The following is a 12,525-nucleotide window of genomic DNA, read 5'->3' on the forward strand; positions in this document are numbered from 1 at the left end:
TGATCCGTCCGTTGGTTTCGTTTCGATGTTCATTTTTTCCGGAGTCCCCACCATGACCGATCAGGAGAACCCCACCCCCGTTCCCGCTCCCCTCGTCTCCCCGGACGGCATTCCGTTCGAAGAACTCATCCGAGGCCGCGAGCTGGAAATCATGAAACTGCTGCGCGAGCAAGACTATCTGAACATCCTCACCCCGTTGCAACAGGAGTTGGTCAAGCTCCAGCAGTGGGTGGTGGACCAGAAACTCAAGCTGCTCATCCTCTTCGAGGGACGCGACGCCGCCGGCAAGGGGGGGACCATCAAGCGCTTCACCGAGTTCTTGAGCCCGCGCATCTGCCGCGTCGTGGCCCTGGAAAAACCCACCGAACTCGAAAGACACTCCTGGTATTTCCAACGCTACATCGCCCATCTGCCCCACGGCGGCGAAATGGTGCTCTTCGACCGCAGCTGGTACAACCGTCCCGGCGTGGAGCGGGTGATGGGGTTCTGCACCGAGGCCCAGGTAGAGGAGTTCCACCATCAACTGCCGTGCATCGAACGGATGATCACCGAATCGGGCATCCATCTGGTGAAATTCTGGTTTTCGGTGGAGCGGGTCTCCCAGGAAAAGCGTTTCACCTCGCGTCAGACCAACCCGCTCAAGACCTGGAAACTCAGTCCCGTGGACCAGGAGGCCCAGGACCACTGGGATGACTACTCCCGCGCCCGCGACGACATGTTGCAACGCACCAACTTCCCGGAAACCCCTTGGACCGTGATCCGATCGGACAGCAAGAAACTGGCGCGCATCAACAGCATCCGCTATCTTTTGCGGCAATTCGACTATCCGGGCAAGAACGAAGAACTGCTCACCCTGGATCCCGGCATCGTCCAGGGCGTGGAGGATGAGATCGGTCGTCCGTGATGGTTGGCCAGGCCAACCTTGCCACTCCTGCCTTGGGAGACTCCGTAATCACATGGGTGTCATCAAGAAGATTCTCTACCGTGGCCAGATCCTCGGCAAACCGAGGCATCGCAACCTCTTCCTGGACATGGAGGAGAACATCCACATCCACTTCCGCGATCTGCGCATCGAACTGAGCCGAAACGAATTCGAGGAGATCGGCACGATCTTCAACCGTCAGTCCGCGGAGCTGATGGGGATCATCCAAGAGAAGAACTACCAGGATGGCAAGCTGGCCAACGCCAACCAGGATGACGTGCGCATCTGGACCGAATCGCAGCTCAAGCATCCGGTGGTCTACCATCCGCAACGGATCTCCATCGAGGCATGCAGCGACGGCTATCATCTGCACTACCGCAACTACAAGATCCTCATCGACGAGGCCGATTTCCGTGAGCTGCACCGTCGGTTCAAACTGCTCGACCCCGACAGCCCGTGCGCCTCCAGCTACACCGAGGTTCTGGAGCTGCTGGAAGCCAACGAGCTGGATTTCATGCTCGACTCCGGCAACGCCCCGGGCGAGCGCATGAGCCTGCTGGTGGCCCCGCACCACATGCCCAAGGTGCGGGACATCTTCAAGCTGATCGGCTTTACCCGCGAGGAGACCCCGGAAGGCGTTCTCTACACCGGCGAAAAACTCAAGGTGCTGGCCCGCGCCACCCGCAAGGAGGGAGGACCGGACTTTCGCGCCATGCGCGGTCTGGACCACGGCGAACGGCTGGTGGCATACCTGAGCCGCCACGGCGCCAGCCTGGATCCCGACCGGCTCAACCGCATCAAGTGCCAGGTGCTCGATCTCTACCATGCGCTGGCCTCCGGACAACCGGCCCAGGTGAACTGCGATCCCCAATTCTGGCTCTTCACCCCTGGCAGCGACCGGGTGATCTTTCCCCACGATCTCAACCCCCAACCGGACGCCGCCAAGGTGCTCTACCGCAACTGGAGCACCCTGCTGGCCCGGCTGGAGATGAACTTCGTCAAGCCGACCAAGATCACGTTCGCGGCAGATGAACAGGCCGCGCTGCAAGCACGGGTCCACGAGACGCTACGCAGCGAAGTCTCCTCGCGGGCGGCGGTGGAGCGGGTCTATCTGATGGGATCGGCGCTGCGCGGGGACATGGGATTCTATCAGGCCCCCTTCGTGCATGGCACCAACGCCAAGCTCGGTTCCGACGTGGACATCCTGATCGAGATCCATCCCGATCGCGAAGAGGCGCTGCCGCCCAACTGGCAGTTGATCAATCCCGAATCCGCCTCGAGCGGCTGCGCGGTCTACCACATCACCCAGATCCCGCTGGCCATGGACGTGAGCCGTTGGACCACGCTCCATCCGCGCATTCCGTATGTCCACCATCTGGTGGATGCCTACATCTTCTTCCCGTCCCGAGGCAATCCCGCGCTCAAGGATGCCTTCTTGAAAAAATTCGGCGCCAGGTTGATCCACGACCGCCACAAGGAGTCCGCACCCCCGACCGTTGGGGATCTGCAAGCCCTGACCGACCAGGTGCGCGCCCGTTACGGCATGCCCGAGGCGCTGCTGGAAACCATGAAGGTCTCGACCGAAAACCTGCTCTACCGGCTGTTCAACGGTCCTCGGGAGACGATCCTCAAGCTGCACAAGGTATCGGGCAACTACCACAGCCACCGCATCGCCGAACACACCGCCTACGAAGCGGCGCTGATCCGGGGACTGGTGGCCCGTGGCGTGCCGACCGCCGACATCCTGCCCATGCTGCCTGGGGCCGAGGCGACCATCAGCGGCCATCCGGCCCTGCTCTTCGAACGCATTCCCGGCGCTCCCCAATCCAAGCCCGAATACCCCCTGGACCCGATCGGCGCCGCCCTGGCGCGGATCCATCAGGTGCAGATCGACGCCCCCTTGCCCTTGGATGCCAGCTTCACCTTTGAGGACTCCTGTCGAATGTGGCTACCCTATTTCGCCACCTATCGGGAGAGCCCGGTTTTGACCCCGGAGTTGAAAACCGCCTTCGAGCAGCTCGCCCCGCGCATCGAGCCCTTCCTGGACGAAGGGTATCGGACACGACTCCACGATGGCTGTCACGTTGTCCACAACCATGGGGACGTTACGCCGAAAAACGTGATCATCACCCCGGATGGCACGACCTGTTTCTTCGATTTCAACAACTGCTACCACGGTCCGAGGCTGTTGGACCTGATCGACGGCGGCATCGAATTCTCGCTGGCCGACAAGTACATCCATCTGGCCGATTTTGGCCGTTTCGACCAGTTGGTCACCCATTATGTCGCCGCCTCCCCCTTGAACGAGGCTGAAAGACGCACCCTGCCCCAGTGGATCGACCTGTTGGGACTGATCAAGTTCATCAAGGAGGTCCGGGTCTTCGTCGAAAAGCCCCACGAGGCGTTGCGCATCAAACGGGCTTTGGGCATCGCGGGTTTCCTCCTCGCCCGCTCGCCGGGTTGAGCCGGGACCGGACCCGGATGCGCGCCACGATCCGGCTGCCTCTGCTGTTGCTCCTGATGGCCGGAATCGGGAGTTGGGGTCAGGCCCACGCCGAAACCGTGTTCGGCATCCGCTTTCTGGTCAACGACACCCTGGGAAGGGACGAACCGACCCGCGCCGTCCTCCGCGCGCGTCTGCACGCACAGGTGGCGACCGTGAACGGCTATTATCGGGACAGCCTGGTGGAACTGCGCGCCGAGGTCGCGGACGTGGCCTTCGTGCCGATCGAGGAACGGGAGGCCATCGAAATTCTGGAGGCGATGCGCGCGGAACGAGAGGGGTTTGCCGGTCTTTATTGCCAGGCAGGGGAACACGGCGCGGCCTACACGGTGGCCGTGACGCGCCACCTGATCCGCGGCAAGCGCGGCTGCGGTCGGGCCATCGCGGTCAACAAGCGGAGGGATCCATCGAGCCGTCCGGAAAACGGCCTGATGGTCTACGACATCGTATGCGGGGCCCACACCCTGGCCCACGAACTGGGCCATCTGATGGGACTCAACCATGGCCGTCTGGTGGACGCCTGCGAACCCGGACAGGGCCATGCCACGGCCATCGCCCCCTACGCGCTGGGTCACGGGGTCGGCAACTGCGACGGCATCCGCCAACCCGGTGAGTTCGGCACCATCATGGTGGGCGGCTGGATGAAACGGGTGGTGGGAGATGACAAGGCCAGCCTGCCGCTCTTCTCCAACCCGCGCCTGCATGATCCCCGTTGCGGCCTCTCCGGCCTCTGCGGGGATCCGGAGCATGGCGACGAGGCACGGGCCCTGAACGAAATCGCCCCCCGGATCCTGGAACTCGCCGCGGCCAACCGCGCCCGCGCCGAAGGGTGCCGGAACCCAACGCTCCAGCAAAACATGACCGGATCCCAAATCGCACCTCACGCGCGTGAAACATTGCGTTAATCGCTCAATGCGGGTTTAATGCGCCTTTGCGCAACGGAGTCACGCTCTGAAGGCTGTTCGGGGATCGCCGAGCAACCGATGTGGCTCCGGAATCCGAAACCTCGCACGGACAAGACCACGAGCCGCATGTTCAGGATGATCTGTCTCGCCCTGTCGCTTCTGTTGTTCGCGCCCTCGAGCGTATGGGCCGAACCTGCCGCCAACGGCAAAAAGACCCAGGCCCAACAAAAACGGGCCACCAAACCGGCCAAGGGTGCCAAAGGCCGCAAGGGTGGCGCCAAGGCCACGGCGCCCACCTTCGAGCACCCCCCTTTCATGGGGTATCTGCTCATGGATCTGCAATCCGGTCAGATCCTGGAGGCGCAACGCGACACCCAAAGCTACATCCCCGCCTCGGTGGCCAAGGTCCCCTCGACCCTGGCCGCCCTGCACATCCTGGGGGCCAACCACCGCTTCGTCACCTCCCTGCTCTCCCCGTCGCCGGTGGTCGATGGTGAGTTGCAGGGGGATCTGATCCTGGTTGGCGGCGGCGATCCGTCGCTCACCATGCCGGGTCTGATCGATCTGGCCCACCAACTGAAAACCCTCGGCATCCATCGCATCCGCGGACGTTTTCTGTTCGACGAATCCGCGATGATCCCGGAGACCAGCATCAGCAACGAGCAGAACGACGAGGAGAGCTACAACCAGGGGTTGAGCGCCCTGTCGCTGGACCCCAACCGGGTGCGGGTGCGTTGGATGATCGGTCGCAACGGACAACTCCTCACCCAGACCAATCCCAATCTCGGCGACATCGCCTTGACCCTGGGCCCCACCTCGGGGACTGGCCCCACCCTCACCTACCTGGGCGGCACCAACGTGGAGCAGTGGCGTTTGAATCCCCACGGCGCCAAGTCGGGTTGGGACTGGGTGCCGGTGAAACGACCGGGGCGTCACACCGCCATGGCCTTTCGGGAGTATTGTCGCCAGAACGGGCTGATCCTTCCCGAGCCGGAACCGGGTCATCCCCCGTCCAACGCCACCATCCTGGCCAGCCGCGCCAGCGCTCCGTTGCAGGAACTGGCCGACTCGGCCCTGGCCCACAGCAACAACTTCTGGACCGAGATGATCGGCATCATGGCCGCCTCCCGTCTCACCGGACATCCCCAATCGGCCACCAGCGCCGCCAAGGTGTTGAGCGACTGGATCATGGCGCAACTCCCGCAAGTGGACTGGAGCGGCTTTCATCTCACCAACAGTTGCGGTCTCTCCACCTCCAGCCGCATGACCCCCCGGCAGATGGTGGCGATTCTGCTTCTGGCCAATGCCGCGCCGATCGGAGAGCGATCCTACGCCTCGATGCTGCCGGTCTCCGGCTGGAAAGGGACCCTGGCCGGACGGTTCGCCGGACCAGACACCTCGTTTCGCGTCTGGGCCAAAACCGGCACCATCCTTTACGGCAAGGCGTTGGCCGGGTATCTGTTCACCAGGCAGAACCGCCGGCTGGTCTTCGCGATCTTTGCCAGCGACATGGAGAAGCGCAAGGCCTTCGACGCCAACAAGGGCCAACACTCCGGCAACGACATCCATCGCGGTCGGGCCTGGAACAACCATGCCACCGGTCAGATCAACGCCCTGGTGGAACGTTGGTTGAAAAACTACTGACCCCCGCACCCTTCGCATCGCCTCCCCACCTCCGTTTGCGGCTTGATTCTTGCAAAAGGCTTGATCAGACACGTCCAAACACGACGTGACCCATCCAGCCTCAGCTCGATGAGAGAATCGAAGCCATGTATCTGCACCATTTCGGCCTGCGGGACCTCCCCTTCACCCTCACCCCCGACACCGGTCGTTTCTTTCCCGGCGGCGGACGGGAAGAGAGCCTGAAAGCCATCCTCGCCGCACTCCAGGAGGGAGAAGGGATGGTGCGGGTGGTCGGCGCCCCCGGCACCGGCAAGACCATGCTCTGCCGCATGCTCTGCGTGGGGCTGCCGCGCCACTACCGTCCGGCGTTGCTGCTCCACCCCGATCTGGGTGCCGACGCGCTGCTCACGGCGCTGCTCAAGGAGTTCCGCGTGCCGTGCGCCGAGGGGACCGAACCCTGGAACGCCCGTCAACGGCTCCTCAACCACCTGTTGATCATGCACCGCGCCGGACAACGGCCCCTGTTGATCATCGACGAGGCCCATGCCCTGCCCGCCGCCTCCCTCGAGGCGCTGCGACTGCTCGGCAATCTGGAGACCGGCCACGCCAAATTGCTCCAGATCGTCCTCTTCGCCCACGAACGGTTCGAGAATCTCAAGGACCCCAGGGAAACGCGCACCCTGCTGGAGCGGGTCATGACCCGCATCACCCTCAGGCCCTTCACCGCCGAACAGACCGCCCACTATCTGCATGAGCGCCTCATCGCCGCCGGACGGGAAGGCAACTCCCCCTTCACCCCCCTGGCGACCCGGTTCATTCATCTAGGATCCGGCGGACGTCCCCGTCGCATCCATCTGCTCGCCCATCAGGCGTTGCGTGAGGCCTGCATGGAGGAGTCCAACCGGGTGCGTTCGACCCACGTCTGGCGCGCCATGGCCCAGGACACTCCGTTCGCGACGCTCACGCAAGGGTATCGACCGCTGATGGCCGGGGTCTTTGCCGTCTCCCTGCTCGTGGCCGGCATCGCTCCCCGCCATCTGACCAGCCAGCCCATCGAACAGGCGGGCGTGGCGTCGTCAGCCGTTCCTCTGGCCGAGACTCCTGCCGTCCCGCTTGCCGAAACGCCCCCGAGCCCGCACAAGGGGCCCGAACCGACCCTCGAGACCACGGTCATCGAGTCCAGATCGATCGCCCAATCCGAGCCGCGACCGGAACCATGGATCGGCCCGATCCCGAAACGGTCCGAAACCAGCCCTGGCCCCAATCCGGAGATCCAGGAGCCTCCGGTTCCCCGGAATCGGCCCGCCGAGCCCCGATCGATCGCCGCGCACACCGTGCCCGAAGCCCGGACGCCCGTGAAGCCGACGACCCGGAACAACCCGACCCAGGACGACTCCCCACGTCTGCGCCCGGTCTCGACCCACCCGACCCGTTCCGACGCCTCGGACAATCTTCCCTATTTAAAGGAGAACGACCCCTTCGGCGAGGCGATCCTGGCTTCGCACCGCTGGCTGGAGCAGGGCAACGACCGCCACTACACCATTCAATTGATGCTGTTGACCCACGATCGGGGACTCGAACTGCTCACCGATCAGCTGGCCGCGATCCAACCGCCCCCCGGCGACCTGGATCTGAAGCTCTTTCGACTCACGAATGACACCCTGCTGGTCCATCTGAACGAATGCCCCTCTGCCGTGGCCTGCGAAGCGCTGATGAACCGCCTGCCGGTCTCCATGCGCGCCAACCATCCGAGCGTGCGCTCTCTGGCCCGCGTCAAGACCACGATCCACAAACTGGGCGTCGCCCCGTCGCAGCGGGCCGAATCCGCGCCGGTCCGCGATCGTCGCTCATGAGCGCCTCCGTCACCCGTCCGCGCCACGCGCAACCGCGTCGTCTGGGGGAACTGCTCCACGATGCCTCGCTGATCAGCGCGGACCAACTGCACATCGCGTTGGCCGAACAACAAAAAACCGGCGAACTGCTTGGCAGGATCCTCACCCGGCTGGAATTCGTGCCCGAGGCGCTGCTGCGCGACCTGTTGGGCGATCTGCTCGGCGTGCCGGTGGTGGATCTGGATCAAACCGTGATCGATCCGCGCATCCTGGCCCTGGTGCCGAAAAAACTGATCGAACGCCATCATGTGCTGCCGATCCGCTGGAATCCCAAGGAGGCCATCCTCACCCTGGCCATGGCCGATCCACGCGACATGGCGGTGCTCGATGCGATTCAGGCCAACATTCACACCGAAATCAACCTCAAAAGCGTTCTCTCCGGTCCCGGCGAGATCGCACGCGCCATCGGCAGGGCCTTCAACCCGTCGAACGCGCCTGCGGTCAATCCGCGCGTGCTGGCGGAAGATCCAATCCGCCTGATCGATGCCCTGCTGGTCGATGCCGCCCGACAGGGGATCACCCACATCCACATCGAACCGGAACCGGGTCAGGTGAGCATCCGCTATCGCCACGACGGGGTGATGTCGCAACGGTGCGCCCTGCACCGCGACCACCTGCCCGGTCTGATCGAGCGCATCCGCCATCTGGCCGGCATGGAGAGCGATCCGACCGGAACACCCCGCCAGGGTCGCTTCCGCGCCCATCTTTCCGGGTTGGAGATCGACTGTCAGGTGACCTCCCTGGCCACCCTGCCCGACGAATCCCTGGTGCTGCGGGTGCGCAACGCCTCCCTGGCCAGCCCCACCCTGGAGTCCCTCGGACTGGCCGCGCCGACCGCCGCGCAGCTCAAGCGGATGCTCGCCCGACCCACCGGTCTGACCGTGATCGCCGCCCCACCCGGCGGAGGATTGAGCACCACGTTGCGCGCGCTCATGGCCTATCTCCAGGACGAGGAACTGTCCCTGCTCTCCATCGAAGAGACCCCGGAACATCCCCACCATCCCGCGCGTCGGGTGATCGGCGGGGAGTGGCTTGCGGATCCGATCGCCGATCCCATGGAGTTGCTCGACATGGACGCGGACATCCTGTTCCTGGATGCCGTGCGCGCGCCGGAGGCGATGCGCGCTGCGTTGCGCGCGGCCATGCGGGGCGCGAGGATCGTGGCCGGGATCCAGGCCCACTCGGCTCACGGCGCGTTTCAACGCCTCATCGACATGGAGATCCCCATTCCGGCGTTGATCGACAATCTGACCGGCGTGGTGGCCCAACGATTGGTCCGTCTGCTCTGTCCGGCCTGCAAGAGATCCCGCCCGCCACGGCCCGAGGAGAAGAAAAGACTCGGACACGGCACCTGGACCCCGGATGAACTCCATTCGGCGCGCGGCTGCGAAACATGCCGGCAGAGTGGCTACCAGGGCCGCGCGGCCCTGTTCGAAGCGTTGCCCGCGGATGCTCCGGTGTCGCTCTGGCTCGAGGAGGGGGGCCGTCACTCGGCCTTCATCCCCTGCTTCCACGCCCACGAACTCCCCACCCTGGCCGATGACGCCCTGCGTCGGGTGCGCCAGGGCGTCATCTCCCTGGAGGAGGCGGCACGGGTGGTCAATCTCGACGCCCATCCGCATTGAGCGCGCGCCCATCCTGACCCAACGGAACGTTGCCGCTCCGAGAAAGCCGCGTATTGCACCCCTTTCACCTGTTCGTGGCCTGTTTCTTGCTTTACTTAACCACGAATCCATCATCCCGTCATTTTTGCCAGAAATGACGATTGCGGAGCGCGTCTCACGTCGATTGGGGAAACATCATGTATCTGGATCACTTCGGATTCCACGCGCCACCATTCGCCATAACCCCGGACACGGAGCTGTTCTTTTCCGGCGGTGAACGGGGGGAGATCCTCGAAAAACTGCTCAAGGCCGTCGAGGCCGGCGAGGGGTTCGTGAAGGTGGTGGGCGAGGTAGGCAGTGGCAAAACCATGCTTTGTCGGCTCTTCTGCCGCAAACTCCCCAAGAACGCCCGCCTGGCCCTGCTGCTCAATCCCGGCATTCCGCCCGAAGAGTTGACCAGCGCCCTGCTGGGAGAGTTCCGTCTGTCGCCCATGCGCGAGGAGGGTGCGGCGGCGCGTCATCAGGCGTTGTTGGAGTTTTTCGTCTCCCTGGAACGTCAGGGGGAGCGGGCCGTCATCGTGGTCGAAGAGGCCCAGAGCATGCCTCCGGCCACCTTCGAGGCCCTGCGCCTGATCAGCAACCTGGAGACCGAACGGGTCAAGCTGGTCTCCATCGTCCTGTTCGGGCAACCGGAGCTGGATCGGAAACTCCAGGCACGGGACTCCCGTCAAATTCTTGAACGGATCACCACCCAGCTGACCCTGCCCAAGCTCTCCGTCGAGCAGACCGAACAGTATCTGCGCGGTCGGCTGCACGCCTCGGGCTATCGCGGACCCCAGCTTTTTTCCACTGGCGCGGTGCGCGCCATCCATCGGTCGGCGCGGGGCAGTTTCCGTCAGATCAACCTGTTGGCGGAAAAATCGATCGTGCATGCCAGCCGTGGCGGCGCCCATCAGATCCAAGGCCGCCATGTCGCCCAAGGGATTTCGAGTCTCTCCGGCAACCCGAACGGCCCGGCCTGGCGTCGTCCGGCCCTGGCTGCCGGCGCCATGATCGCCCTGTTGGCCGGTGGTCTGGCCCTGCAATCCTCCTGGGGGATCAACCTCTCGCCCTCCGAACTGATTCTCTCCACCCTGCAATCCGATGCCAACCAGGCCGACATCAGCCCGGTGAGCCTGCCGGGCGCGGGCCAAACCAACCAGACCGCAACCGACTCCAGGGCCGCCATGCCAACGGATGTCAGCGACATTCGGGCAACGAAGGGCGCAATCACTCCGGTGGCGACCACCCTGCCCCCGAGCGTCCAGCCCCCACACGTTGCCGGCATCGCGTCGAACCCGCCACGCTCGAGCGAACCGGTCAACGCCGAAACCGAAACGAAACGGCCAACCGCGACGCCCCCATCCACGCCAGAGAGCCATCACGCCAAGGCCACGCCGAGCGTGGACGCGCCGTCAGACGCGACGAGCCCGTCTCCCGTGCCGGGCGAGACCGGCAACGCCCTCGCGAAGATCGCTCCGCCAGCCCAGGTCGTGGCCAACGCCTTGACCGTGAGCTATGAACCGATCGAAATGGGCCCCACGCCGCTCACCCTGGCCAGAACCCTGCGCCTGCCCACGCCGCCCATGCCGGCCAGCATGGTCCAACCCGTGAAACCGACCTTCGCCCGCGTCGCCACCCCCACGCGCAAGGCAGAGGTTCGGGAAGTGGCGTTGTTGCCGGGCATGCAGCCCACCGATCCGATGCGCGATCGGGTGCGTGCCGCGCACCGCTGGCTCGAGACGAGCCACAATACCCGACACACCATTCAGCTTGTCCAGTTGCGCAACATCGAGGGAATCGGCAAGGTGGAAAAGAGCCTGGCCGCGGCCCGGTCCGACCTGAACATGACGGAATTGAAGATCTTCCGGCTGCGCAACCAGAAACTGCTCGTCTATCTGGGCGATTTCGACAGCGAACACGAGGCTCAGGAGGCCCTGCTGCGCCTGCCCCACGAACTGCTCACGGGCGGACCGATGGTGGTTCCCCTCGAGCGGGTGAAAACCTTCGTACGCGATCGCACCCGACCGGAAGGGTGCGCGACGGGTCAGGAGGGTCGTTCGTGCGCCCCCGCCGCCTGACACCGCGCCACACGGCTGCCGCGATCCTTGGCGCCGCGCTCGGCTGTCTCGCGGTCACCCCGGCGAGCGCGGAGGATGGTTCGATCCCGCCCCTGGTGATCAACACCCCCTTCGCGCCCCCGGAGACCACGGCCACGACGCGCGCCACCTTCTCGCTGGTGGCCAGCAACATCCCGGTGGATGAACTGCTGCCCTCCCTGGCTCGCAAGGCCGGCCTGAACATCGACATGGCCCCCGGCGTGCAGGGCACGGTGAATCTCAACCTCACCAACCGGCCCCTGTCCGAAATCCTCGATCAGATCGCGGCGCAAACCGGCATCCGTCCCCGGATTCGCGATGGACACACCCTGACGATCCTCCCCAAATCCCGCACCGAGCAGGCCCGGCGATGAGTCTGCTCCTCGACACCCTGGATCATGCCAGGCTGCCCGCGCCCCCGCCGGTCGCGTCCCTGGCGTTGGCCGGCGAGGCGTTCGAGGGGACGCCCGGGGAGTCTGTCGAGGAAGCGGAATTCCCGGAACGGTTCTTGTCCAGCGATCTCTATCTCATGCCGGTCGGCTGGCTGCAAAGCAACCTCCGGGTCGCCCCGATCCCGCCGCACGCATGGCCGGAGGCGTTCGCCAACACCCCCACCCACGAGCCGATCCGTCTCTCTTGCGCCACGGGCGGACGGGGTTACGTGCTGCACGGGATCCTGCTCGCTTCGCTGCTGATGGCCTCGACCATCGCCGACGAGTCGCAAACCGGACTCCACGCCAAGACCTCGGGCCAGGGCCATCCGGAAGCGCGCGCCGCCCTGACCACGGCCTGTTTCACCACGCCGGGCACCACCGCCGCGCCCCAGTCGCACCGACCGGTATCGACGCCCACCACGACCACGGCCCGTTTCCCGGATCCGGAACGGTTCTTTGCCGATCGGCGTGGCAATTCGATGACGCCGCCCGTCGTTCCGACCC

At 64.8% G+C, this 12,525-nt stretch carries 9 protein-coding genes; all 9 read left to right on the forward strand.

All coding sequences use genetic code 11. The features are described 5' to 3' along the window. Positions 1-52: 52 nt before the first annotated feature. A complete protein-coding gene (gene ppk2 / locus ACV4UY_RS03645) occupies positions 53-904 on the forward strand; it encodes a polyphosphate kinase 2 (protein WP_491606293.1) in 852 nt (283 codons plus the stop codon). A 52-nt stretch (positions 905-956) separates the two neighbouring features. Continuing rightward, positions 957-3,386: a phosphotransferase gene (locus tag ACV4UY_RS03650; RefSeq protein ID WP_491606294.1), complete on the forward strand. Its 2,430-nt coding sequence runs from the start codon at positions 957-959 to the stop codon at positions 3,384-3,386. Positions 3,387-3,403: 17 nt separating this feature from the next. Further along, on the forward strand, positions 3,404-4,330 hold the full coding sequence (locus ACV4UY_RS03655; protein WP_491606295.1) for a zinc-dependent metalloprotease family protein: 927 nt from the start codon (positions 3,404-3,406) through the stop codon (positions 4,328-4,330). 126 nt (positions 4,331-4,456) lie between these two features. Next, entirely contained in the window at positions 4,457-5,974 is a 1,518-nt protein-coding gene (gene dacB, locus ACV4UY_RS03660) for a D-alanyl-D-alanine carboxypeptidase/D-alanyl-D-alanine endopeptidase (protein ID WP_491606296.1), read from the forward strand. A 125-nt stretch (positions 5,975-6,099) separates the two neighbouring features. Beyond that, complete coding sequence (locus tag ACV4UY_RS03665; RefSeq protein ID WP_491606297.1) at positions 6,100-7,806, forward strand: AAA family ATPase; 1,707 nt, start codon at positions 6,100-6,102, stop codon at positions 7,804-7,806. Then, the gene (locus tag ACV4UY_RS03670) at positions 7,803-9,470 is read left to right on the forward strand and encodes a GspE/PulE family protein (RefSeq protein ID WP_491606298.1); all 1,668 of its coding nucleotides are present in this window, start codon (positions 7,803-7,805) and stop codon (positions 9,468-9,470) included. The genes ACV4UY_RS03665 and ACV4UY_RS03670 overlap by 4 nt, the downstream gene beginning before the upstream one ends. 176 nt (positions 9,471-9,646) lie before the next feature. Further along, the gene (locus ACV4UY_RS03675; RefSeq protein WP_491606299.1) at positions 9,647-11,569 is read left to right on the forward strand and encodes an ExeA family protein; all 1,923 of its coding nucleotides are present in this window, start codon (positions 9,647-9,649) and stop codon (positions 11,567-11,569) included. Next, a complete protein-coding gene (locus tag ACV4UY_RS03680; RefSeq protein ID WP_491606300.1) occupies positions 11,551-11,961 on the forward strand; it encodes a DotD/TraH family lipoprotein in 411 nt (136 codons plus the stop codon). Before ACV4UY_RS03675 ends, ACV4UY_RS03680 begins: the two co-directional genes overlap by 19 nt. Next, on the forward strand, positions 11,958-12,525 hold a 568-nt coding region (locus tag ACV4UY_RS03685; RefSeq protein ID WP_491606301.1), incomplete at its 3' end, for a hypothetical protein. The genes ACV4UY_RS03680 and ACV4UY_RS03685, both read left to right, overlap by 4 nt.

The organism is Candidatus Magnetaquiglobus sp. (assembly GCF_058402785.1).